This window comes from Paracoccus sp. FO-3 (assembly GCF_006386455.1).
Classification (GTDB): domain Bacteria; phylum Pseudomonadota; class Alphaproteobacteria; order Rhodobacterales; family Rhodobacteraceae; genus Paracoccus; species Paracoccus versutus.
In genome coordinates this window covers 39,608-61,421 of the sequence record NZ_VCBQ01000005.1, presented here as the reverse complement: position 1 = coordinate 61,421, position 21,814 = coordinate 39,608, and the positions used below count along the sequence as shown (strand labels likewise).

The 21,814-nt window shown below is 70.1% G+C and carries 22 protein-coding genes; 10 read left to right on the top strand and 12 right to left on the bottom strand.

Going from position 1 to position 21,814, the window contains the following annotated elements; genetic code table 11:
* A complete protein-coding gene (locus FE811_RS02320) occupies positions 1 to 1,074 on the bottom strand; it encodes a cysteine desulfurase family protein (protein ID WP_140846492.1) in 1,074 nt (357 codons plus the stop codon).
* Entirely contained in the window at positions 1,071 to 2,345 is a 1,275-nt protein-coding gene (gene coaBC / locus FE811_RS02315) for a bifunctional phosphopantothenoylcysteine decarboxylase/phosphopantothenate--cysteine ligase CoaBC (RefSeq protein ID WP_116220716.1), read from the bottom strand. The genes FE811_RS02320 and coaBC overlap by 4 nt, the downstream gene beginning before the upstream one ends.
* Positions 2,346 to 2,491: 146 nt before the next feature.
* Between coaBC and FE811_RS02310 the strand changes: the two genes are divergently transcribed.
* On the top strand, positions 2,492 to 4,006 hold the full coding sequence (locus tag FE811_RS02310; protein WP_036756512.1) for a YifB family Mg chelatase-like AAA ATPase: 1,515 nt from the start codon (positions 2,492 to 2,494) through the stop codon (positions 4,004 to 4,006).
* Positions 4,007 to 4,361: 355 nt separating this feature from the next.
* On the opposite strand, the gene gshB is transcribed toward FE811_RS02310, so the two are convergent.
* The 3 genes from gshB to FE811_RS02290 form a co-directional block, all read right to left on the bottom strand.
* Positions 4,362 to 5,312 carry a glutathione synthase gene (gene gshB / locus FE811_RS02300; protein WP_116220715.1) on the bottom strand — a complete coding sequence of 317 codons (951 nt, stop codon included), beginning with the start codon at positions 5,310 to 5,312 and terminating at the stop codon, positions 4,362 to 4,364.
* A 149-nt stretch (positions 5,313 to 5,461) separates the two neighbouring features.
* Positions 5,462 to 6,214, bottom strand: coding sequence for an RlmE family RNA methyltransferase (locus FE811_RS02295; protein WP_036756507.1), 753 nt, complete (start codon positions 6,212 to 6,214; stop codon positions 5,462 to 5,464).
* Positions 6,215 to 6,216: 2 nt separating this feature from the next.
* A complete protein-coding gene (locus FE811_RS02290) occupies positions 6,217 to 7,341 on the bottom strand; it encodes a Ppx/GppA phosphatase family protein (RefSeq protein ID WP_072463064.1) in 1,125 nt (374 codons plus the stop codon).
* 70 nt (positions 7,342 to 7,411) lie between these two features.
* Between FE811_RS02290 and FE811_RS02285 the strand changes: the two genes are divergently transcribed.
* From FE811_RS02285 to FE811_RS02260, 6 genes are all read left to right on the top strand, one after another.
* The gene (locus tag FE811_RS02285; RefSeq protein ID WP_140846490.1) at positions 7,412 to 7,636 is read left to right on the top strand and encodes a hypothetical protein; all 225 of its coding nucleotides are present in this window, start codon (positions 7,412 to 7,414) and stop codon (positions 7,634 to 7,636) included.
* Positions 7,636 to 8,817, top strand: a complete 1,182-nt coding sequence (locus tag FE811_RS02280) for a VWA domain-containing protein (protein ID WP_036756501.1) — start codon at positions 7,636 to 7,638, stop codon at positions 8,815 to 8,817. The genes FE811_RS02285 and FE811_RS02280 overlap by 1 nt, the downstream gene beginning before the upstream one ends.
* A gap of 27 nt (positions 8,818 to 8,844) precedes the next feature.
* Positions 8,845 to 9,531: a M48 family metallopeptidase gene (locus FE811_RS02275; protein WP_036756498.1), complete on the top strand. Its 687-nt coding sequence runs from the start codon at positions 8,845 to 8,847 to the stop codon at positions 9,529 to 9,531.
* A gap of 53 nt (positions 9,532 to 9,584) precedes the next feature.
* Positions 9,585 to 10,784 carry a hypothetical protein gene (locus tag FE811_RS02270; protein ID WP_116220714.1) on the top strand — a complete coding sequence of 400 codons (1,200 nt, stop codon included), beginning with the start codon at positions 9,585 to 9,587 and terminating at the stop codon, positions 10,782 to 10,784.
* Positions 10,781 to 12,136: a cytochrome P450 gene (locus tag FE811_RS02265; protein WP_116221671.1), complete on the top strand. Its 1,356-nt coding sequence runs from the start codon at positions 10,781 to 10,783 to the stop codon at positions 12,134 to 12,136. The genes FE811_RS02270 and FE811_RS02265 overlap by 4 nt, the downstream gene beginning before the upstream one ends.
* Positions 12,137 to 12,370: 234 nt before the next feature.
* Entirely contained in the window at positions 12,371 to 13,732 is a 1,362-nt protein-coding gene (locus tag FE811_RS02260; protein ID WP_036756611.1) for an aminotransferase, read from the top strand.
* A 15-nt stretch (positions 13,733 to 13,747) separates the two neighbouring features.
* Here the strand turns inward: FE811_RS02260 and FE811_RS02255 are convergent, their stop codons facing one another.
* Entirely contained in the window at positions 13,748 to 14,017 is a 270-nt protein-coding gene (locus FE811_RS02255; protein WP_114536948.1) for a DUF3572 domain-containing protein, read from the bottom strand.
* A 114-nt stretch (positions 14,018 to 14,131) separates the two neighbouring features.
* On the opposite strand from FE811_RS02255, the gene FE811_RS02250 reads away from it, so the two are divergent.
* From FE811_RS02250 to FE811_RS02240, 3 genes are all read left to right on the top strand, one after another.
* Positions 14,132 to 15,520 (top strand): diguanylate cyclase, encoded by a 1,389-nt coding sequence (locus FE811_RS02250; RefSeq protein ID WP_116220713.1) that lies wholly within the window; start codon positions 14,132 to 14,134, stop codon positions 15,518 to 15,520.
* Positions 15,521 to 15,623: 103 nt separating this feature from the next.
* Positions 15,624 to 16,058, top strand: a complete 435-nt coding sequence (locus FE811_RS02245; protein ID WP_036756488.1) for a DUF983 domain-containing protein — start codon at positions 15,624 to 15,626, stop codon at positions 16,056 to 16,058.
* Between the two features lie 5 nt (positions 16,059 to 16,063).
* The gene (locus tag FE811_RS02240) at positions 16,064 to 16,780 is read left to right on the top strand and encodes a DNA mismatch repair protein MutT (RefSeq protein ID WP_116220712.1); all 717 of its coding nucleotides are present in this window, start codon (positions 16,064 to 16,066) and stop codon (positions 16,778 to 16,780) included.
* 19 nt (positions 16,781 to 16,799) lie between these two features.
* Here FE811_RS02240 and FE811_RS02235 read toward each other — a convergent pair whose 3' ends face one another.
* The 6 genes from FE811_RS02235 to ccmE form a co-directional block, all read right to left on the bottom strand.
* Positions 16,800 to 17,570: an enoyl-CoA hydratase-related protein gene (locus FE811_RS02235; protein WP_036756483.1), complete on the bottom strand. Its 771-nt coding sequence runs from the start codon at positions 17,568 to 17,570 to the stop codon at positions 16,800 to 16,802.
* Between the two features lie 67 nt (positions 17,571 to 17,637).
* Positions 17,638 to 18,090 carry a cytochrome c-type biogenesis protein gene (locus tag FE811_RS02230; protein ID WP_116220711.1) on the bottom strand — a complete coding sequence of 151 codons (453 nt, stop codon included), beginning with the start codon at positions 18,088 to 18,090 and terminating at the stop codon, positions 17,638 to 17,640.
* 3 nt (positions 18,091 to 18,093) lie between these two features.
* Positions 18,094 to 20,055 carry a heme lyase CcmF/NrfE family subunit gene (locus FE811_RS02225; protein WP_036756478.1) on the bottom strand — a complete coding sequence of 654 codons (1,962 nt, stop codon included), beginning with the start codon at positions 20,053 to 20,055 and terminating at the stop codon, positions 18,094 to 18,096.
* A 90-nt stretch (positions 20,056 to 20,145) separates the two neighbouring features.
* Positions 20,146 to 20,679 (bottom strand): holin family protein, encoded by a 534-nt coding sequence (locus FE811_RS02220; protein ID WP_243785851.1) that lies wholly within the window; start codon positions 20,677 to 20,679, stop codon positions 20,146 to 20,148.
* On the bottom strand, positions 20,670 to 21,281 hold the full coding sequence (locus FE811_RS02215; protein ID WP_116220710.1) for a holin-associated N-acetylmuramidase: 612 nt from the start codon (positions 21,279 to 21,281) through the stop codon (positions 20,670 to 20,672). The genes FE811_RS02220 and FE811_RS02215 overlap by 10 nt, the downstream gene beginning before the upstream one ends.
* Before the next feature lie 76 nt (positions 21,282 to 21,357).
* Positions 21,358 to 21,801: a cytochrome c maturation protein CcmE gene (gene ccmE, locus FE811_RS02210; protein ID WP_036756472.1), complete on the bottom strand. Its 444-nt coding sequence runs from the start codon at positions 21,799 to 21,801 to the stop codon at positions 21,358 to 21,360.
* Positions 21,802 to 21,814: the final 13 nt, after the last annotated feature.

Sequence of the window (21,814 nt, the reverse complement as noted above, 5' to 3'; positions counted from 1 at the left end):
TCAAACCCTTCCCGCGGTCGCCCGCCAATCATTCCTTTGCCGCCAGCGGCCATGCGCCGCAAGCCAGGCATCCGCAAAACGCATCACGTCCCGAGGCTCCGTCACCGGGCCGATCGAGACGCGGATCGCATCGCCCGCCCATTCCGCCGCGATGCCCATGGCCGTCAGAACCGAACTTGGCCGGACCTTGCCCGATGAACAGGCCGAGCCTGCCGAGACGGCAAATCCGGCCAGGTCCATCTGCATCACCTGCGTCTCTCCGCGCCATCCCGGCGTCAGGATCGACAATGTATTGGGCAGGCGGCGGGCCTCGCGCCCCGGAAATGTAACCATTTCCGCCCCGGATTCCAGTGTGGCCATCAGGGAATCGCGCAGTTGCGACACTTTTTCCCCGATTCCTTGATTCAGATCATTCTGCGCCGCTTTTGCGGCCGCTGCAAAGCCCATGATGCCGATCAGATTCTCGGTCCCGGCGCGGCGGCCCTGTTCCTGGCCGCCGCCCTTGATGCGCGCCTCGACCTCGGTGCCGCGGCGGACCACCAGCGCGCCGATGCCGCGCGGCCCGCCCAGCTTGTGGGCGCTGACGATGCCGGCCTCGATCCCCAGCCAGTTGAAGGCAAGGGGGATCTTGCCGAAGGCCTGCGTCAGGTCGCTGACCGCCAGGCCCTGCGGCAGATCCTGGATCACCCCGGTTTCGGAATTGGCCAGTTGCAGCGCGGTGCGGGCGGGATCGGCGACGGCGACCAGCCCCGCGCGGTCCGCGGGCAGCGTTGCCTCGCACCAGGCCAGGACAGCCGGATGCTCGACCGCCGCACAGGCCAAGCCCCGGCCCTCCAGCGCCAGCGCAGCCGCCTCGGTCGCGCCCGAGGTAAAGATCACGTCCGCCCCCTCGGCGCCAAGCGCCACGGCGACGTCCTCGCGCGCGCGCTCCAGCGCGGATTTCGCCGCCCGCCCCTCGGCATGGACCGAGGAAGGGTTGCCGACGATTTCCATCGCCGCCAGCATCGCCTCGCGCGCCTCGGGGCGCAGCGGCGCGGTGGCGTTCCAGTCCAGGTAGACCCGGCCGCTGCTCATCCGTGGTCCTCCGGCAGGCCCTGGCCGGCAGGGCTCAGCGCCTCGGCGATGCGGCCGGCCAGGCGGCGCGCCACCTCGTCCTTGGTCAGGCGCGGCCAGCTTTCCGCCCCTTCCTCCGAAATCAGCGTGACCGCATTCTCGGTCCCGCCCATGATCCCGGTCTCGGGGTTCACGTCATTGGCGACGATCCAGTCGCAGCCCTTGCGCTTGCGCTTGCGGGTGGCATTGTCCAGCACGTCGTCGGTCTCGGCGGCAAAGCCCACCACCAGCGCCGGCCGGTCGCGGTCGAGCCGGCTGATCCAGGCCAGGATGTCGGGGTTCTCGGCGAATTTCAGTTCGGGCAGCTTGCCCGAGCCGTCCTTCTTGATCTTGCCCGGACGGGCATTGGCGACATGCCAGTCGGCGACCGCCGCCGCCATGATCGCGGCATCGGCGGGCAAGGCCGCCTCGACCGCCTCGCGCATCTCGCGCGCGGTCTGGACGGCGATCACCTCGACGCCCTGGGGCGGCGGCACCTCGGCCGGGCCGGTGACGAAGCTGACCCGCGCGCCCAGGTCGCGCAGCGCCGCGGCGATGGCCGCGCCCTGCGCCCCGCTGGAGCGGTTGGCGATATAGCGCACCGGGTCGATGGGCTCATGCGTGGGCCCCGAGGTCACGATGACATGCCGCCCCGCCAGCACGCGGGCGGGCAGCGAGACCACCGCCTCGGGCGGCAGGCGCAGCGGCCGGTCGCGCCCCAGCGCCGCGCGGATCGCCGCCAGGATCGTCTGCGGCTCGGCCATGCGGCCGGGGCCGTATTCGCCGCAGGCCATGTCGCCCTCGTCCGGGCCGACGAAGCGGATGCCGTCGTTCTCCAGCGTCTCAAGGTTACGTTGCGTCGCCGGATGCTGCCACATGCGCACGTTCATCGCCGGCGCCGCCAGCACCGGCTTGTCGGTCGCCAGCAGCAGGGTCGAGGCCAGGTCGTCCGCCATCCCCGCCGCCATCCGCGCCAGCAGATTCGCCGTGGCCGGGGCGACCACCACCAGGTCGGCGGCGCGCGACAGCTGGATATGGCCCATCTCCGATTCGCGCGTCAGGTCGAACAGCTCGGTATGGCAGGGCGCCTCGGCCAGGGCCGAGAGGGTCAGGGGCGTCACGAACTCGGCCCCCGCCTGGGTCAGCACCGGCACGACCGAGCCGCCCTCGCGCCGGATCATGCGGACCAACTCGGGTATCTTGAATGCGGCGATGCCCCCGCCGACGATCAGCAATATGCGGCTGCCTTGCATGGTCGTTTCCCTGTGCCCCGTATGTGCCCCGTGTCATCCGCCCTGCACATAGGCGCAAGCGCGGCCCGGAACAAGCAAGCCGAACCCGTTAACCATTCTTTAAACCCTGCGGGTTAAGCCTGCCCCGGTGCAGGGGAGAAGTGCCGATGGCGGCGATTGCCTATACCGTGGCCTTCGACGGGGTCGAGGCGCGACTGGTCGAGGTGCAATGCTCGGTCTCGCCGGGCCTGCCGGGATTCGGCATCGTCGGCCTGCCCGACAAATCCGTCAGCGAGGCGCGGGAACGGGTGAAGGCCGCCTTCGGGGCGCTGTCCATCGCCATGCCCTCGCGCCGGGTGACGGTGAACCTGTCGCCCGCCGACCTGCCCAAGGAGGGCTCGCATTTCGACCTGCCCATCGCGCTTGCGGTGCTGGCCGCGCTGGAGATCGTCCCGGCCGAGGCGCTGGAGCGGGTGGTGGCGCTGGGGGAACTGGCGCTGGATGGGCGGCTGTCGCCGGTCGCAGGCGCCCTGCCCGCCGCCGTGGCCGCGGCCGAGGACGGCCGCGCGCTGCTGGTGCCGCGCGCCTGCGGGGCCGAGGCGGCCTGGGTCGGCACCGTGCCGGTCCTGGCGCCGCAGAGCCTGCGCGAGGTGGTCGATCACCTGACCGACCGCGCGCCCCTGGCCCGCGCCGCACCGGGCGAGCTGGCAGAAGCCGTGTTCGAGGCCGACCTTGCCGAGGTCAAGGGCCAGGAACGCGCCCGCCGGGCGCTGGAGATCGCCGCCGCCGGCCGCCACCACCTGCTGATGATCGGCCCGCCCGGCGCCAGCAAGTCGATGCTGGCAACCCGCCTGCCCGGCATCCTGCCGCCGCTGAGCCCGCAGGAGGCGCTGGAGACCTCGGTGATCCATTCCGTCGCCGGCCTGCTGGCCGAGGGCGGCATCTCGCGCACCGCCCCCTTTCGCCAGCCGCATCACACCGCCTCGATGGCGGCGATGGTGGGCGGCGGGCGCAACGCCCGGCCCGGCCAGGCGAGCCTTGCGCATAACGGCGTGCTGTTCCTGGACGAGCTGCCCGAGTTCGAGCGCCGGGTGATCGACGCCTTGCGCGAGCCGATCGAGACCGGCGAGATCCACGTCTCGCGCGCCAATGCCCATATCCGCTATCCGGCGCGTTTCCTGCTGGTCGCGGCCGCCAACCCCTGCCGCTGCGGCGAGATCGCGGATGCCAGCCGCGCCTGTTCCAAGGCGCCGCGCTGCGGGGCGGATTACCTGGGCCGCATCTCGGGGCCGATGATGGACCGGTTCGACCTGCGCATCGAGGTGCCGCAGGTCGCGATCGAGGATCTGGGGCTGCCCGCCACCGGCGAAAGCTCGGCCAGCGTCGCCCTGCGCGTGGCCGCCGCCCGCGCGCTGCAAGCCGCCCGCTTTGCCGATCACCCGACGGCGCGGGTGAACGCCGACGCCTCGGGCCGGCTGCTGGAGGAGATCGCGCCGCTCGACGGCGAATGCCGGTCGCTGCTGGCGCTGGCGGCCGAGCGGCTGGGGCTGACCCCGCGCGGCTATCACCGCATCCTGCGCAGCGCGCGCACCATCGCCGACCTGGACGCATCCGCCGCGATCCGCCAGCCGCACCTGGCCGAGGCGCTGTCCTATCGCCTGCCCTTCGGCCGCCCGGATTGAGGGGCGGAGCGTCGCCATGGCGGCAGGCGGCAGGCGGCAGGTGGCAGACGGCAGACAGCAGACGGCAGACGGCAGACGGCAGACGGCAGACGGCAGACGGCAGACGGCAGACGGCAGACGGCAGACGGCAGGAAGGATGGTTGCCAGAACAGGCGGCGCCGCAAGGCCGGCGGCCAGGTTCGAGCCATGCGGCTGGGAGAAAGGGCAAGCCGCGGGGCTGGCTCCCTCTTGCCGAAAACCGGCTCGCCCGCCGCCAGGGCATGGCGGCGCGGCACCTTTCCACGCCGGGCCGGTCCACACCGGGCCGGCATCGCGACAGGCCAATCCGCCCCTGCGCCGACCCCGCGGCCGCGGGTCAGCCCCGCTCGGCCAGCCGCCGCTCGATGGCGTCCCAGATCAGCCCTGCGGCATTGATGCCGTCGAAACGCTCAAGCTCCTGGATGCCGGTGGGCGAGGTCACGTTGATCTCGGTCAGCCAGCCGTCGATCACGTCGATGCCGGTGAAGATCAGCCCCTTTTCGCGCAGCACCGGGCCGATGCGGGCGCAGATCTCGTATTCGCGCTCGGTCAGGCCGATCTTTTCCGGCCGGCCGCCGACATGCATGTTGGAGCGCGCCTCGCCCGCAGCCGGGACGCGGTTGATCGCGCCGACCGGCTCGCCATCGACCAGGATGATGCGCTTGTCGCCGCGGACCACGGCGGGCAGGTATTTCTGCGCGATGATCGGCTCGCGGCTGTTCGACAGGAAGGTCTCGACCAGCGAGGACAGGTTCGGATCGTCGGGCCGCATGTGGAAGATGCCCACGCCGCCGTTGCCGTAGAGCGGCTTGAGGATGAAATCGCCGTGCCGCTCGCGGAAGGCGCGGATCTGCGCCAGTTCGCGGGTGATCAGCGTGGGCGGCGTCAGTTCGGGGAAATCCAGCACCAGCAGCTTCTCGGGGCTGTTGCGCACCCAGAAGGGGTCGTTGACGACATAGGTCGAGGGATGCACCCGGTCCAGCAGATGCGTGGTGGTGATATAGCCCATGTCGAAGGGCGGGTCCTGGCGCAGCCAGACCACGTCGAATTCCGACAGGTCCACGTCGGCCCAGTCGCCGAAGGTCACATGGTTGCCCTGTTCGCGGCGCAGGCTGATCGGGCGGCCGCGGGCCATGACCCGCCCCTCGCAATAGCTCAGGCGGTCGGCGGTATACTGGAACAGCCGGTGGCCGCGGGCCTCGGCCTCCAGTCCCAGCCGGAAGGTGCTGTCGCCGTCGATCGAGACATGCTCGACCGGGTCCATCTGAAGGGCCACGTAAAGACTCATGCTATCATTCCCAGCCAGTTTCGCCCGAAGTTCTGGCAAGCATGGGCGGGGTTTGCAAGCGGCAGCGCCGCGGCCCGCCCGCGGCAGGACCGGCGCGCCGGCACCGCCGCCCTGCGCGGTGGCCGGCCTGGGGGACGCCCAGGGGCGGCTCAGCCCTGGTCGGTTTCGTCCGCGTCCTGGCCGCGAAACCCCTGCGCCACCACGAATTTCTCGGAGGAATCCGAGCGGCTGGCCGGCGGCTTCACATTCGCCACCTTGCGGAAATTGCGCTTGAGCATGGCCTGCATCTCGGTCTCGGCCCCGCCGGCCAGAACCTTGGCGACGAAGGTGCCGCCCGGCTCCAGCACGTCGAAGGCCAGCTGCGCCGCCGCCTCGACCAGCGCCACGATGCGCAGGTGGTCGGTGCCCTTGTGCCCCGACGAGGCCGCCGCCATGTCCGACATCACCACATCGGCCCGCCCGCCAAGCCAGGCCTTGACCTGCGCGTCGGCGCCGTCGGACAGGAAGTCGAGCTGGTGGATCTCGGCCCCCGGAATCGGATCGACCTCTTGCAGGTCGACGCCCAGCACCCGGCCGACCTTCTTGCCGGGCTTGTCGCCAAGCGCGTTCACGCGCGCGACCGCCACCTGGCACCAGCCGCCGGGCGCGCAGCCCAGATCGACCACCCGCGCGCCGGGCACCAGGAAGCGATACTTGTCGTCCAGCTCCAGGATCTTGTAGGCGGCGCGGCCGCGATAGCCCTCGCGCTTGGCGCGCGCGACATAGGGGTCGTTCAACTGCCGCTCCAGCCACAGCGTGCTGGAAAGCTTGCGCCCCTTGGCCGATTTCACCCGCACCCGCAGGTCGCGCTGGCCGCGGCCCGAGCTTTTGCGCCCCTCGCCCGGCTTCTTGCCTTCGCTCATCTTCAAGCCACCCCGTTCATTCCATCCGGGGCCAGCACCCCGTCCTTGACCATCTGCACATAAAGCAGCCCCTCGCGCAGGCCGCGGTCGGCGACCGAAAGCCGCGTCGTCGGCCAGACCCGCATCAGCGTCTGCAGGATCGCCGCGCCCGACATGATCAGCGCATGGCGTTCCCGCCCGATGCGCGGATCGGCGCGCCGCCCCTCGGGGCCAAGCGCCAGATAGTCGCGGATCACCCGGTCGATCTGGGCCGTGGTCATGGTCAGCCCGTCCACCTTGGTCCGGTCATAGCGGCGCAGGCCCAGATGGCTGGCCGCCACCGTGGTCACGGTGCCCGAGGTGCCGATGATCTGGAACCCCTCCCGCATGGTCTGGGCCAGCGCATAGGGGGCGAAATCCGCCAGCATCTCCTCGAAATGCCAGGACATCAGGGCAAAGCGGCCTTGGTCGTCCTCGACATCCTCGAACTGGTCGCGCAGCGTGGCCACGCCCAGCGGCACGCTGATCCAGTCCACCACCCGCGCGCCGCCCGGCTGCGGGTCAGTGAAACCATTGCCCAGCCGCATGATCGCGCGCGAGCGTTCCTTGGGCTCGACATCCTCGAGGTCGATCCAGACCAGCTCGGTCGAGCCGCCGCCGATGTCCACCACCAGCAACTGCTCGGTGCGCTGGCTGACCAGCGGCGCGCAAGAGATCACGGCCAGCCGCGCCTCTTCCTCGGCGTCGATGATCTCGACCGGCAGGCCGGTCTCGCGCCGGATCATGCGCAGGAAGTCGCGGCTGTTCCTGGCCCGCCGGCAGGCCTCGGTGGCGACAAGGCGCATGCGCGCGACCTTGTGCGCCTCGAGCTTGCGCCGGCACACCTGCAAGGCATGCACCGTCCGCGCCATCGAGGGACGCGACAGCCTGCCTGATGCCTCGAGGCCGTGCCCAAGCTGGACCGGCTTCGAGAAACTGTCCACCACCTGGAACTGGCTGCCCGCGGGACGGGCAATCAGCATCCGGCAGCTGTTGGTGCCAAGATCCAAGGCCGCATAGAGCGGCCCGTCCTCGGCCGGGCGGGTGACGAAAGGCTCGACCGTTTTTCTCGGGAACGCGTCCGCACCCGCAGGACGCCTGGGCGCCATGGTCACGCCCTCCGATAACAAGTTGGACCGAAAGTAACCTGCGGCCGCCACGCCTTCAAGGGGGCGCGCGTTGGGGCGTGCGTGGGGCGTGCCTCTCGACAGGGGCGCGGGGGCGGGCTATGCCCTGCCCATGATCGTGATCGCCGCCTTCCTGATTGGCGCAGCGATCGGCTGGATGCGCGCCGCGAAAGCCGGCGGCAGCCGCGCCGACAAGCTGCAATATGCCGCCGCCCATGCTCTGGCGCTGACCGTGCTGGGGCTGTTCCTGACCATATTGCTCAGCCGGATGGGCTGATGTTCCGGCCCTTCCTCGACAGTCTGCGCCGCCATGGGGTGCCGGCCAGCCTGCGGGAATACCTGGACCTGCTGGCGGGGCTGCAGGCCGGGCTGTCGGACTGGTCGCCCGAGGGCTTCTATCACCTCGCCCGCGCCACGCTGGTCAAGAACGAGGCGCATATCGACCGATTCGACCGCGCCTTTGCCGAAGCCTTCGCGGGTCTGGACGAGATCCCGGTCGAGGCGCTGGTGAACGAGGTCTCGATCCCGCGCGAATGGCTGGAAAAGCTGGCCGAGAAGCTGCTGACCCCCGAGGAACGCGCCGCCGTCGAGGGCGCCGGTTCCTTCGAGGAGCTGATGAAGCGCCTGCGCGAGCGGCTGGCCGAGCAGCAGGGCCGCCACCAGGGCGGCAACAAGTGGATCGGCACCGCCGGCACCTCGCCCTTCGGCGCCTATGGCTACAACCCCGAGGGCGTGCGGATCGGCCAGCACGAAAGCCGCCACCGCCGCGCCGTCAAGGTCTGGGACAAGCGCGAGTTCCGCGATTTCGACGATTCGGTGGAACTCGGCACCCGCAACATCAAGGTGGCGCTGAAGCGGTTGCGGCAATGGGCCCGCCACGGCGCGCTCGAGGAGCTGGACCTGCCCGGCACCATCCGCGCCAGCGCCGAGCATGGCTATATCGACGTCCAGACCCGGCCCGAGCGCCACAATGCCGTCAAGGTGCTGCTATTCCTGGATGCGGGCGGCAGCATGGACGACCATTCCCGGCTGGTGGACGAGCTGTTCTCGGCCGCCCGCGCCGAGTTCAAGCACCTGGAGCATTTCTATTTCCACAATTGCGTCTACGAGGCGCTGTGGAAGGACAACCGCCGCCGCTGGACCGAAACCACGCCGACGTGGGAGGTCATCAACCGCTTCGGCCGCGACTACAAGGCGATCTTCGTCGGCGACGCCGCGATGTCGCCCTATGAGATCGCCATCCCCGGCGGCGCCAACGAACACTGGAACCCCGAATCGGGCGAGACATGGCTGCGGCGCCTGCGCGAGACCTGGCCCGACCATGTCTGGCTGAACCCGGTGCCCCGCGCGCATTGGCCGCATACCCGCTCGATCGACATGATTCGCGAGATATTCGAGGATCGCATGCAGCCCCTGACGCTGGAGGGGCTGACCCAGGCCATGCGCATCCTTGGCTGAGCGCCGCGCCATGCCCATATTGCGCTTATGCTGAAATTCACGCCGATCCTGCTGATCCTGCTCTATGCCGCCGCGATGTGGTTCTTTTCCGCATGGCGGCTCAAGGCCGAGCTGAACCAGAAGTCCACGCCGCTGCAGCACCCCCGGCTGGTGCCGATGCTGGAACGGCTGGGCCGGGCCATGGACCTGCCGCGGGTGCAGGCGCATGTCTACGAGGTCGGCCATGTGAACGGGCTGGCCGCGCCGGATGGCCGCATCTTCCTGACCCGCGGTTTCCTCGACCGGCTGGACCGCGGCGAAGTGACCGAGGCCGAGCTGGCATCGGTCATCGCGCATGAGCTGGGCCATGTCGCCCATGGCCATACCCGGCGCCGCATGGTGGATTTCGCCGGCCAGAACGTGGTGCGCATGGTGCTGGCGGGCGTCCTGGGCCGTTTCCTGCCCGGCATCGGCGTCTGGATCGCCAATCTCGCCGCCAGCGCCATCGCCGCGCGCCTGTCGCGCCAGGACGAGTTCGAGGCCGACGCCTTCGCCAGCGCGCTGATGGTCAAGGCCGGGCTGGGCACCGAGCCGCAGAAAAGCCTGTTTCGCAAGCTCGACCGGCTGGCGGGCGCGGGACGCGCCGGGGCGCCGGCCTGGCTGATGTCGCATCCGCCCGCCGCGGCACGCATCGCCGCCATCGAAAAGCTCGAGGCGCGCTGGGAATTAGCCTAACTTGTCTGCGCGCGCGGATCGCGTATGCTGCGCGGGCAAGCAGTTGATTTTCCATGACCCGCCCCTTTCGTCGCCGCGTCCTCTACATTCCGGGCTATGATCCGATCCCGCCCCGCCGCTATCGCGAGCTTTACCGGCGCGAGGGGGCGGAACAGGCCCGCATCTCCGGCTACGGCCTGGCCTTCGGCTCGCGCCGCGACCGCACGGGCTTCGGCTGGGGCGTGACCGGCGATTTCGCCGGCACCGCCGCCGAGGCCGAGTTCGAGGTGCTGGTCTGGGCCGACATCGTGCAGGGCTCGATGGGCCAGGGCATCCTTGCGACCTATGGCCAGCTTTTCCGCACCGCCTGGGCCTATGTCGGCTCGGGCGCACTGTTCCGGCTGATGCGGCTGCGCCGTGGGCCCGTGATCGCGGCGCTCTACCCGGTGGCGGTGCTGCTGGCGCAGCTGCTGGCCTCGGCGCTGGCCGGGGCGCTGGTCGGCTGGGCGCTGGGACGGCTGACCGGGTTCGGCTGGTGGCTGGGCGGACCCGTCGCGCTGGCGCTGACCTGGGCCGGGCTGCACCTGTGGCGGCGCATCGACGGCAAGATATTCGCCTGGTATCTGATGCACGACTATGCCTTCACCGCCCAGGACCGCGGCGCCTATCCCCCGGCGCTCAAGGTGCGGCTGGCGCGTTTCGCCGACCGCATCGCCGAGGTGCTGGCGGGCGACTGGGACGAGGTGCTGGTCGTCGGCCACAGTTCCGGCGCCTATCTGGGCGTCTCGGTTCTGGCCGAGCTGATCCGCTCGGGCCGGGTTCCCGCGCAGGGACCGCGGCTTTCCTACCTGTCGCTGGGCCATGTCGTGCCCATGGCGTCCTTCCTGCCGCACGCGAACCGGCTGCGCGCCGACCTGCGCTTTCTCTCGGCGCGCGGGGAACTCGACTGGATCGACGTGACCGCGCCGGGCGACGCCTGCTGCTTCGGCCTGTGCGATCCGGTCGCGGTCTCGGGCGTCGAGCCGCCCGGCCGCCGCCACCCGCTGGTGCTGTCGGCGGCCTTCACCCAGACGCTTTCCCCGCAAAAGCGGCGCGCGCTGCGCAGGCGCTGGTTCCGGCTGCATTTCCAGTATCTCTGCGCCTTCGACCGGCCGGGCGACTACGATTACTTCGCCATCACCGCCGGGCCGCTGACGCTGGGACAGCGCTTCGCTGGGCGCAGCCATTCGCCGGGGCGGATCGCGCGCGCCGTCAACCGCTGGTGCGCGCCATGATCCCGCCCAAACCGCCGGCCCGGCCGGGAAAAGCCTCGGTCTGGCGCTTCATCCGCGATTTCCGCCGCGACATCCTGTCGGCGCAATCCGACCGGCTCTATCGCGCCTGGATGGCCGAGTTCCGCGGCCCCTTCGTCCACAGCTTCACCTGCAACGACCCGGCGCTGGTCGATCTGATCCTGAAGAAGCGGCCGATGGATTTCCCGAAATCGCCGCGCATGGCCGCGGGCTTGCAGCCGCTGCTGGGCAATTCCAGCTTCATCTCGAATGGCGAGACCTGGCTCCACCAGCGCCGCATCATCGACCCCGCCTTCGAGGGCGGCCGCCTGCGCGAGGCTTTCCCGGCGATGTGGGACGCGGCCCAGGCCGGCGTCGCGCGCCTGCAGCCGCTGGCCGACGGCGCCGAGATCGACATCGAGCCGCAGACCAGCCATATCGCCGCCGACGTGATCTTCCGCACGCTGTTCTCGATCCCGATCGAGGATGCGACCGCCGCCCAGGTCTTCCAGGCCTTCCGCGAGCATCAGGAGGCGCAGCCGATGGTGAACCTCGGCGGGCTGATGGCGCTGCCCCGCTGGGCGCGGCTGCACGGCCGCCGGGTGCGCCGGACCGCAAGCCGCATCCGCACCCTGATCCGCCAGCTGGTCGCGGCCCGCACCAACGAGATCGCCACCGGCACCGCGCCGCCGGACCTTGCGACCAAGATCATGACCACCCCCGACCCGCAGACCGGCCGCACCTTCACCGAGGCCGAGATGATCGACGAGGTCGCGACCTTCTTCCTGGCCGGGCACGAGACAGGCGCCTCGGCCCTGGCCTGGGCGCTCTACCTGCTCGCCGAAAGCCCCGACTGGCAGGACCGGCTGGCCGAAGAGGCGCGGCAGAACCTCGCCCCCGATTTCGCCGCCATGCGCCACTTGCCGCTGGCCCGCGCCGTCTTCCGCGAGGCGCTGCGGCTCTACCCGCCCGTGGCGATGACCGTGCGGCAATGCCGCCGGCCCGAGACCCTGCGCGACCGCAAGGCACCGAAAGGGGCGCAACTGGTGCTGTCGCCCTGGCACCTGCACCGGCACCAGCGGCTCTGGGACGACCCCGACCGCTTCGACCCCGCGCGCTGGGAAACCGAAAACGGCAAGACCTGCCAGCGCGAGGCCTTCATCCCCTTCTCGGCCGGCCCCCGCGCCTGCCCCGGCGCCGGCTTCGCCATGATCGAGGGGCCGCTGATCCTCGCGGCGCTGCTGCGCGCCTATCGCCTGGAACCGGCCCGCGAACGCCCGGTGCCGGTGATGCGGCTGACGCTGCGCGGCAAAGACGGCATCCGCCTGCGCCTTTCCCCAAGGCAAGGGGGATGACCCGCGCCCGCAGCACCCCCAAGGCACCGACGCCAGGACATTTCTTCGTTCCACAAATACTCATGCGACGCCGCCAACCGGCGCAAACCGCCGCACCCCGCACCGGCATTTCCACCGCCCGCCCCGGCAATTCGCCCGTCCCGCCGCCCGCCAGCCGTCACTTGGCCGCGGCCCCCATTGAACCGCCCCCGGCGCCCGGCTAGCCTTCCGCCAAAGCAGATGGAGGCTGACGTCATGAACCAACCGCAAAGCTGGGAAGCCAGGGCCGAGACCTATTCGCTCTACGGCTTCACCGACATGCCCTCGGTCCATCAGCGGGGCACGGTCGTCGTGACCCATGGCGAGGGGCCCTATATCGTCGACGTGCATGGCCGCCGCTACCTGGATGCCAATTCCGGCTTGTGGAACATGGTCGCCGGCTTCGACCACAAGGGCCTGATCGAGGCCGCCAAGGCGCAATACGACCGCTTTCCCGGCTATCACGCCTTTTTCGGCCGCATGTCCGACCAGACGGTGATGCTGTCGGAAAAGCTGGTCGAGGTCTCGCCCTTCGACAGCGGCCGGGTCTTCTATACCAACTCCGGCTCCGAGGCGAACGACACCATGGTCAAGATGCTGTGGTTCCTGCATGCCGCCGAGGGCAAGCCGCAAAAGCGCAAGATCCTGACGCGCTGGAACGCCTATCATGGCGTGACCGCGGTTTCCGCCTCGATGACCGGCAAGCCCTACAACTCGGTCTTCGGCCTGCCGCTGCCCGGCTTCATCCACCTGACCTGCCCGCATTACTGGCGCTATGGCGAGGAGGGCGAGACCGAGGAACAGTTCGTCGCCCGCCTGGCCCGCGAACTCGAGGACACCATCGAGCGCGAGGGCGCCGACACCATCGCCGGCTTCTTCGCCGAGCCGGTGATGGGCGCGGGCGGCGTGATCCCGCCGGCAAGCGGCTATTTCCAGGCCATCCTGCCGATCCTGAAAAAGCACGACATCCCGATGATCTCGGACGAGGTGATCTGCGGCTTCGGGCGCACCGGCAATACCTGGGGCTGCCTGACCTATGACTTCATGCCCGATGCGATCATCTCGTCCAAGAACCTGACGGCGGGCTTCTTCCCGATGGGCGCGGTGATCCTCGGCCCCGACCTCGGCAAGCGCTTGGAAGCCGCCGTCGAGGCGATCGAGGAATTCCCGCACGGCTTCACCGCCTCGGGCCACCCGGTCGGCTGCGCCATCGCGCTGAAGGCCATCGACGTGGTGATGAACGAGGGGCTGGCCGAGAACGTGCGCCGCCTCGCCCCCCGCTTCGAGGCCGGGCTGAAGCGCATCGCCGACCGCCCGAACATCGGCGAATACCGCGGCATCGGCTTCATGTGGGCGCTGGAAGCGGTCAGGGACAAGCCGACCAAGACCCCCTTCGACGCCAATCTCTCGGTCAGCGAGCGCATCGCCAACACCTGCACCGACCTGGGTCTGATCTGCCGGCCGCTGGGCCAGTCCATCGTGCTGTGCCCGCCCTTCATCCTGACCGAGCCGCAGATGGACGAGATGTTCGAGAAGCTGGAAAAGGCGCTCGACAAGGTCTTCGCCGAGGTCGCCTGAGCCCTCGGGCGGCCCCTACCAGGGGTCGCCCCCGCCCAGCACGGCGCGCGCCAGCAGCACCCGCTGCGGCGCGATCTGCGCCGCCTGCGCGAAGTCCAGCACGCGCTGGTCATGTTCCAGCAGGAAATCCAGCACGAAGACGGAAAACTCCGGCCGCGCCGCCATCGCGCGCAACCCCGCCACGTCGCTGCCCGATTGCGCCAGCAGCGCCCCCACCAGTTCCGCATCCCCGGCGATATGGGCAAAGCCCGCATCGGCAATGTCGCGCGCCTCGTTTCGTGTCATTCCGCTCTCGCTTTCGTGAAGCCCGGCGCGAATTTCTTCGCGGCCGGAAAGGATTTGTTAACCATTGCCGCGCAAGATGCGGCTCTGGGCTCGGGGTGTAAAGCAGGCGTAACCATGGCAGGGCGCATTCTTGTCGTTGACGGCGTGCCGACGAATCGCATCACCATGAAGGTGCGGTTGTCCTCGGCCTGCTACGAGGTCACGACCGCCACCTCGGGGGCCGAGGCCCTGCGCATCGCGCGGCTGATCCATCCGCAGATCGTGCTGGTCGGCGCCAGCCTGCCCGACATGGACGGGGCCGCGCTGTGCAGCGCGCTGCGCGCCCAGCCCTGGGCCGCCGACCTGCCGGTCCTGGTCCAGGCCAGCGGCACGGATCGGGTGGCGGCGCTGCGGGCGGGCGCGGCGGCGCTGATCGACGCATGCAGCGACGAGTTGACGCTGCTTGCGCGCATTCGCGGGCTGATGCGGCATGAATACGGCGGGCTCGATCATCCCGCCCCCGGCATGGCCGAGGCGGCGGCGGGCTTTGCCGCGGACAACCGCCCGCGCGCGGTCTTCGTCGCCGACCGGACTGCCACGGCGCTGGGCTGGCGGCACGCCCTGCGCGACCGGGTGGACTTCGCCATCGCGGTCCACGAACCCGAACATGCGCTGGCCGAGGCGGCATCCAGCCGGGTCGCCGATCTCTACCTGATCGCCGCCGACATCCAGCAACCCGGCGACGGGCTGCGGCTGCTGTCGGAACTGCGCTCGCGCCCACGCTCGCGCGAGGCGGCGGTGGTGGTGGCGCTGCGCCCCGAACGGGCCGAGATGATGCCGGTGGCGCTGGATCTTGGCGCCGGCGACGTGCTGCCCTGGGATCTGGCCCGCCCCGATGCGGCGCCCGAGACGGCGATGCGCCTGCAGGCCCAGCTGGCCCGCAAGCACGAGGCCGACCGCCGCCGGCACGAGACCCAGCGCAACATGCGCTGGGCGATGACCGATCCGCTGACCGGGCTGCACAACCGCCGCTTTGCCCTGCCTCGCCTGGGCGAACTGGCGGCCGAGATGCAGGAACGCCAGGGCGACCTGGCCGTCATGCTGCTGGACCTGGACCGCTTCAAGCAGGTGAACGACATCCACGGCCATCCAGCCGGCGACGCCGTGCTGGCCGAGATCGCCGCCCGCCTGGCCGCCACCCTGCCCGAGGGCGCGCTGCTCGCCCGTTTCGGCGGCGAGGAGTTCCTGGCCGTCCTGCCCGATTGCCCGGCCCGCGCCGCCCGCCGCGTGGCCGAGGATCTGCGCCGCGCGGTGATGGCCGCGCCGGTCGCCCTGCCGCAGGGTTGCCAGAACGCCGAGCTGGGCGTCACCATCTCGGTCGGCGTGGCCACCGGCCAGGGCGCCCCGCATCTGCTGCCGCTGGACCCCGAGGCGCTGCTGGCCAGCGCCGACCGCGCGCTGCTCAATGCCAAGTCCTCGGGGCGCAATCGAATCGTCATGGCCGCGCCCGGAATTGCGGCCTGATTGCCGCTGCGTCCCTTTGTCGCGGCAATTCCCGACTTACGGCGCGCTTTTCTTTATGGGCCGCATCCCCTAGATAAAGGCGGAACAGGAAAGGAACGCGCCCATGCCTCATGCCTATTCCGACACCGCCCTGCCCGAACGTCCCGTCAAGCCGGCCATGCTGCGCGGCGCGCTTGGGCGCTGCCCCTCTTGCGGGCAGGGCCGGCTGTTTCGGGGCTATCTGTCGGTCAGCCCCACCTGCCCGCATTGCCACGAGGAACTGCACCACCAGCGCGCCGACGACGGCCCGGCCTATCTGACCATCCTGCTGGTCTCGCATCTGGGTGCGCCGCTGCTGCTGGCGATCTTCATGATGTATCGCCCCTCGGCCATGGCCATGCTGATCGGCTTCGGCCTGGGCGCGGTGGTGCTGTCGCTGCTGTTGCTGCCGCGGATCAAGGGCGGGATGATCGGCTTCCAATGGGCGCGCCGGATGCATGGCTTCGGCGCCGAGCCCGCCTCGATCGAGCCTGCCGCGATCGAGGCCGCCGCGTCGTGAGCACCATGGCCGGAACCCCCGCCCCGACGCGCGACGCCGCCGAGCAGCCGATCCGCGATGCCGCCACCGTCATCGTGCTGGACCGCAACGCCCAGGGCGGGCCTTCGGTGCTGATGGGGCAGCGCGGGGCTTCGGCCGTGTTCATGCCTTCGAAATACGTCTTTCCCGGCGGCGCGGTGGATGCGGGCGATGCGCAGGTGCGCCTGGCCGGCGAACTGCCGCCCCGGACCTCGGCGCTGCTGGCGGCCGAGCCGCGCAACGGATCACAGGTCACGCCCCTGGCGCTGGCCGCCGCCGCCCTGCGCGAACTGGCCGAGGAAACCGGCCTGCTGACCGGCCCCCCCGGCCCCGCGCCCGAGGGCTGGGACCATTACGCCGGCGCCGGGCTGGCGCCGGATGCCTCGGCGCTGATCTACATGTTCCGCGCCATCACCCCGCCCGGCCGGCCCCGCCGCTTCGACGCGCGCTTCCTGCTGCTGGACGCCGAGCGGCTGCACGGCGACCGCCACGATTTCAGCGCCGCCTGCGATGAGCTTTCGCATCTGCATTGGGTGCCCCTGCCCGAGGCGCGGGCGCTGGACCTGCCCTTCATCACCGAGGTGGTGCTGGCCGAGGTGGCAAGCCTGCTGGCCGGGGCCGGCGACGGGCCGCTGGCCCCGCCGCCGACGGTGCCCTTCTTCGACAACCGCCTGGGGGTGCCGCGCTTCAAGCGCATCGGCTAGGCGGGCTCAGCCCCCCGATTCAGCGCCCGTTGAAGCGGGGCGCGCGCTTTTCCAGGAAGGCGGCGACGCCCTCGGCGAAATCCGCCGTGCGGGCCATGTCGCCTTGCAGCCTAGCCTCCAGCCGCAACTGCCCGGCCATGTCGTTGCCGCCCGAGGCGCGCAGGGCCTGCCGGATCGCCAGGAAGGCCGCGGTCGGCCCCTGGGCCAGGGCTTGGGCCCGCGCGGCCACCACGGTTTCGAACTCGGCGTCCGGCACCGCCTCCCAGATCAGCCCCCATTCCGCCGCCTTCGCCGCCGGGATGCGGTCGGCGAAGAGCATCATCCCCATGGCGCGCGGCACCCCGACCGAACGCGGCACGATGAACGTCCCGCCCGCATCCGGGATCAGGCCGATCCGGCTGAACGCCTGCACGAAACTGGCGCTTTCCGCGGCGATGACCACATCGGCGGCCAGCGCCAGGTTGGCCCCCGCCCCCGCCGCGATGCCGTTCACCGCGGCGATCACCGGCACCGGCGCGTCCGAGATGGCGGCCAGCATCGGCTCGTATTCCTCGCGCAGAATGGTTTCCACGTCGAACCCGCCGGTGGCATCGGTCAGATCCTGGCCCGAGCAGAAGCCGCGCCCGTTCCCGGTCAGCACCACGCAGCGCGTGCCCGGCGGCAGGTCCGTCAGCGCCGCGACGATCTCGGCCCGCATGGCGCGGTTGAGCGCGTTGACCACGTCGGGCCGGTTCAGCGCCAGCCTTGCGATGCCGTCTCGATGCGTGAATTCGATGGTCTGAAAGCTCATCCTGCCCCTCCCCCGGTTTCGGCCATCCTGCCGGGGCGGGGCGCGGCGGGAAAGCCCCGACCCTGCGTCAGTCGCGCAGGATCCGCTCCAGCCGGGCCTTTTCCTCGTCGCTGAGCTTGGCCGGCCCTTCCTCGGCCAGGCCGCGCGAGCGGATGAAGCGCCAGCCCACCAGCAGCGCCAGCAGCGCCATGACCGGCCCGGCCAGGTAAAGCAGCCAGTTCGCCCCGCGCGCCGGCGGCTCGAACAGGACATATTCGCCGAAACGGTCGGCGATGGCCTGCACCGCCTCGCCGTCGCTGTCGCCGGCGACCAGGCGCTCGCGCAGGTAAAGCCGCAGATCGCGGCTGATGGCGGCATTCGATTCGTCGATGGTCTCGCCCTGGCAGACCGGGCAGCGCAGGGTCTTGGAGATCTCGCGCGCCCGCGCCTCCAGCGCCGGGTCGGACAGCACTTCGTCGGGCTGGACGGCCAGGGCGGGCAGCGCAAGCAGCAGCGACAGGCACAGGATCAGGGCGCGCATGGGCTACTCCGCCGGCTGGGGCGCGACGCGGGCATGGCGGGCACCGGCGGCGACGCGATAGCGCCGGTCCGACAGGCTGATGAAGCCGCCAAGCGCCATCAGCGCCGAACCCAGCCAGATCCAGCTGGCGAAGGGCTTGATATAGACCCGCACCGCCCAGCCGCCGTCCTGCTGCTCGTCGCCGATGACCAGGTAGAGGTCGCGGAACAGCCCGTTCTGGATCGCCGCCTCGGTCGTGGGCATGGATTGCACCGGATAGACCCGCTTTTCGGGATGCAGCAGTGCGACCTGCCGCCCGTCGCGATCGACGCTCATCGCGGCGATGATCGAGTTGTAGTTGGGGCCCGGACGCTCTTCGACGCTGTCCAGGGTGATGTCGTAGCCGGCGACGGTAAAGGTCTCGCCGATCCGGGCCACGCGGATGTCCTCGACCTGCCAGGCCATCAGCAGGCTGATGCCAATGAAGGTGACGCCCAGCCCGGAATGGGCCACGGCCTTGCCCCAATCGGCGCGCGGCAGCCGGCGCAGGCGCGCAAGGCCGGAATTGCCGGTGCGCAGCCACAGGTCGGCGGCCGCGCCCGCGACCAGCCAGGCGCCCAGGCCCGCGCCGATCACCGCCAGCGCCGAATGGCCGGTCGAGACGGCAAAGACCAGCGCCATCACCGCCCCGGCAAAGACCAGCGCGCCGCGCAGCGGGTAAAGCGCGCGCTTCAGCCTGCCGCGCTTCCACGGCAGGATGGCGCCGACCGGCAGGATGATCGCCAGCGCCACCATGAAGGGCGTGAAGGCCTGTTCGAAGAAGGGCGCGCCGACCGACAGCCTGCGGTCCCACAGCATCTCGGCCACCAGCGGCCAGACCGTGCCGATGAAGACCACGAAGGTCGAGACCGCCAGCAGGATGTTGTTCAGGACCAGCGCCCCCTCGCGCGAGACGGGGGCGAAGGCGCCCCGCGCCTGCATCGAGGCGGCGCGGAAGGTGTAAAGCAGCAGCGCGCCGCCGACGAAGAAGGCCAGGATCGCCAGGATGAACACGCCGCGCTGCGGATCGCTGGCGAAGCTGTGGACCGAGGTGATGACGCCCGAGCGCACGATGAAGGTGCCGATCAGCGAAAAGCCGAAGGCCATGATCGCCAGCAGGATGGTCCAGCTTTTCAGCACCTCGCGCTTTTCCACCACGATGGCGGAATGCAGCAGCGCGGCGGCGATCAGCCAGGGCATGAAGCTGGCGTTTTCCACCGGATCCCAGAACCAGAAGCCGCCCCAGCCCAGCTCGTAATAGGCCCACCAGGACCCCAGCGCGATGCCGATGGTCAGGAACACCCAGGCCGCCAGCGTCCAGGGCCGGACCCAGCGCGCCCAAGCGGCATCGACCCGCCCCTCGATCAGCGCGGCGACGGCAAAGCTGAAGGCCATGCTGAGCCCGACATAGCCGAGGTAAAGGAAGGGCGGATGGAAGGCGAGGCCCGGATCCTGCAGCAGCGGGTTCAGGTCGCGCCCGTCGAAGGGCGGGCTTTCCATGCGCAGGAAGGGGTTCGAGGTGAACAGGGTGAAGGCCAGGAAGGCCGCGCCGATCGAGGCCTGCACCGACAGCACCCGCGCCCGCAGCTTGGGCGGCAGGTTGGCGTCGAAGACGGCCGCCATGGCGCCGAACAGCGCCACGATCAGCACCCACAGCAGCATCGAGCCCTCGTGGTTGCCCCAGACGCCGCTGATCTTGTAGATCATCGGCTTGGCGGTGTGCGAGTTCTGGTAGACCAGCGCGACCGAGAAATCCGAGGTCACGAAGGCCATGGTCAGCGCCGCGAAGGAAATGCCGACCAGCCCGAACTGCGCCAGCGCGGCAGGGCGGGCGGAGTCGATCCAGCCGCTCCAGCCCTTGCTGGCACCGATCATCGGCACGACCATCTGGAACAGGGCCACGACAAAGGCCAGGATCAGTGCAAAATGGCCAAGTTCAGCGATCATGGGCTTCCTCCGGGGGTGGCTGCGCCGCAGGATAGCCGCGGTGCGGGCGGCAAACCAGCCCCCCGCACCTGCCAGATTGTCACAGCATCGCTAGCGCGCCGCGCCGGCCGCGGCCCAATCCCGCAGGGCCGGGTTGTCCTCGAAGGGCTCGGCCGTCATCAGCGGCGCCTGGGATGCGGCCGGCGCGTCCTCGGCGCCTGCCTTGCGCGGCGGGACGGGCAGCATGGGCCGGCTGCGAAAGTAATGCGCCTCTCGCGCGCCGAAATAGAAGCTGATGATGGCGCCCAGCAGCCACCAGAGCGGCTCGGGCACCAGGTTCAGGTTCTCCATCCGCAGGCCGAAACCCTCGGGATCGGCCATGGCATAGGTGAACAGCCCCACCGTCCCCAGCGTCATCAGCGGCCGCGGCAGCCGGTTCAGCCCGTTCATCATCGCGTCGAACCAACCACACGGCTGGGCGGCGAACTCGCCGGAAAGCTGGGCGATGGCGCGGGCATAGGCCTCTTCGTCCAGTTCCATGCGCCGCGTCGCGTTCTCGCGGAACACCTCGGCCACGCCGGTCGCGGCATTGGCGACGGTGGTGACGGCGCCGCTGGCGCCCAGGAAACGGTCCATCAGCCCCATTTCGCCACCCTCGCCCGATGCTCGGCCGCCGTCAGGTGATACTTGGCCGAGATGAACTCCTCGGCCCGCAGGATCCAGCCGCCCTTGCCCCCCGTTCTGGTGCGGGCGTATTTGCGGCTGGCCGGGCGCGCATCGCCCAATGCGTAGTAATAGTTGCGCCGCGCGATCCCGTAGGCATCGGCGAAATAGCCCGGCGCCGCCGCATCGGCCTGCTGCGCAGCCTGGATGGTGCGCGGCCCGACCACGCCGTCGTCCGTGGCCGCAAAGCCCATGCGCGTGGCCAGCCGTTGCAGGATCTTCACCGCATTGGCACCGGCATTGACATACATGTCGAAGACCGAGGCCTGCACCGAGACCGGCAGTTCCGCCAGCCGCGGGCGGCGGAAATAATGCTCGACGAAGATGCGCTCGGCATCGGCGCGGGTCAACGCCCTGACATCCGCCACGTCGACCCGCCCGTCGCCGGTCTTGTCGATCCCCAGCCGCTGCAGGGTCGCCAGCGTGACGCCGAATTTCGTCGCCCCGCCCGGATCGTCGGGGTCGTTGACGTAGCCCCCCTCACGCGCGACGATCTCGGCCGCGATCTGCGTTACTGTCTTCATGTCCAGCCCCCAATCCTGAAGCGGACCAAGGCTGGAGAAATCCGGTTAACCGGCCGTTAACCGGGCGCGCGTTGCGTCAGGAGTTCGGCTCCTGGTAGACGCCCTGCTCCTTCAGCGAATCCATGACTTCGCGCGGCATGTAGTTCTCGTCGTGCTTGGCCAGGATTTCCGAGGCGACGAAGGTCTCGCCCTCCATTCGCCCGGTGCCGATCATGCCCTGGCCTTCCGAGAACAGGTCGGGCAGCACGCCGGTAAAGCGCACCGGGATGGTGGCGCCGCCGTCGGTCACGCGGAAGGTCACCGTCTCGCTGGCGCCGCGCACCAGGCTGCCGTCCTCGACCAGGCCGCCCAGGCGGAACACCTCGCCCACCTCGGGCGGGTTCTCGGTCATCTGGCTGGGCGAGCGGTAAAGGTTGATGCCGTCGCGAAACCCGTAGCCGATCAGCCCGACGGCCAGCACAAGGGCCACGGCGGCGGCTATCAGGATCTGGATCCGGCGTCTTTTCTTCAATGACTTCATGTTGCAAGCTTTC

What these genes read in the sequence shown, in the direction of transcription:
- FE811_RS02320 (WP_140846492.1), bottom strand. Translation starts at nt 1,074, where the DNA reads ATGAGCAGCGGCCGGGTCTACCTGGACTGGAACGCCACCGCGCCGCTG.
- coaBC (WP_116220716.1), bottom strand. Translation starts at nt 2,345, where the DNA reads ATGCAAGGCAGCCGCATATTGCTGATCGTCGGCGGGGGCATCGCCGCA.
- FE811_RS02310 (WP_036756512.1), top strand. Translation starts at nt 2,492, where the DNA reads ATGGCGGCGATTGCCTATACCGTGGCCTTCGACGGGGTCGAGGCGCGA.
- gshB (WP_116220715.1), bottom strand. Translation starts at nt 5,312, where the DNA reads ATGAGTCTTTACGTGGCCCTTCAGATGGACCCGGTCGAGCATGTCTCG.
- FE811_RS02295 (WP_036756507.1), bottom strand. Translation starts at nt 6,214, where the DNA reads ATGAGCGAAGGCAAGAAGCCGGGCGAGGGGCGCAAAAGCTCGGGCCGC.
- FE811_RS02290 (WP_072463064.1), bottom strand. Translation starts at nt 7,341, where the DNA reads ATGGCGCCCAGGCGTCCTGCGGGTGCGGACGCGTTCCCGAGAAAAACG.
- FE811_RS02280 (WP_036756501.1), top strand. Translation starts at nt 7,636, where the DNA reads ATGTTCCGGCCCTTCCTCGACAGTCTGCGCCGCCATGGGGTGCCGGCC.
- FE811_RS02275 (WP_036756498.1), top strand. Translation starts at nt 8,845, where the DNA reads ATGCTGAAATTCACGCCGATCCTGCTGATCCTGCTCTATGCCGCCGCG.
- FE811_RS02270 (WP_116220714.1), top strand. Translation starts at nt 9,585, where the DNA reads ATGACCCGCCCCTTTCGTCGCCGCGTCCTCTACATTCCGGGCTATGAT.
- FE811_RS02265 (WP_116221671.1), top strand. Translation starts at nt 10,781, where the DNA reads ATGATCCCGCCCAAACCGCCGGCCCGGCCGGGAAAAGCCTCGGTCTGG.
- FE811_RS02260 (WP_036756611.1), top strand. Translation starts at nt 12,371, where the DNA reads ATGAACCAACCGCAAAGCTGGGAAGCCAGGGCCGAGACCTATTCGCTC.
- FE811_RS02255 (WP_114536948.1), bottom strand. Translation starts at nt 14,017, where the DNA reads ATGACACGAAACGAGGCGCGCGACATTGCCGATGCGGGCTTTGCCCAT.
- FE811_RS02250 (WP_116220713.1), top strand. Translation starts at nt 14,132, where the DNA reads ATGGCAGGGCGCATTCTTGTCGTTGACGGCGTGCCGACGAATCGCATC.
- FE811_RS02245 (WP_036756488.1), top strand. Translation starts at nt 15,624, where the DNA reads ATGCCTCATGCCTATTCCGACACCGCCCTGCCCGAACGTCCCGTCAAG.
- FE811_RS02240 (WP_116220712.1), top strand. Translation starts at nt 16,064, where the DNA reads ATGGCCGGAACCCCCGCCCCGACGCGCGACGCCGCCGAGCAGCCGATC.
- FE811_RS02235 (WP_036756483.1), bottom strand. Translation starts at nt 17,570, where the DNA reads ATGAGCTTTCAGACCATCGAATTCACGCATCGAGACGGCATCGCAAGG.
- FE811_RS02230 (WP_116220711.1), bottom strand. Translation starts at nt 18,090, where the DNA reads ATGCGCGCCCTGATCCTGTGCCTGTCGCTGCTGCTTGCGCTGCCCGCC.
- FE811_RS02225 (WP_036756478.1), bottom strand. Translation starts at nt 20,055, where the DNA reads ATGATCGCTGAACTTGGCCATTTTGCACTGATCCTGGCCTTTGTCGTG.
- FE811_RS02220 (WP_243785851.1), bottom strand. Translation starts at nt 20,679, where the DNA reads ATGGGGCTGATGGACCGTTTCCTGGGCGCCAGCGGCGCCGTCACCACC.
- FE811_RS02215 (WP_116220710.1), bottom strand. Translation starts at nt 21,281, where the DNA reads ATGAAGACAGTAACGCAGATCGCGGCCGAGATCGTCGCGCGTGAGGGG.
- ccmE (WP_036756472.1), bottom strand. Translation starts at nt 21,801, where the DNA reads ATGAAGTCATTGAAGAAAAGACGCCGGATCCAGATCCTGATAGCCGCC.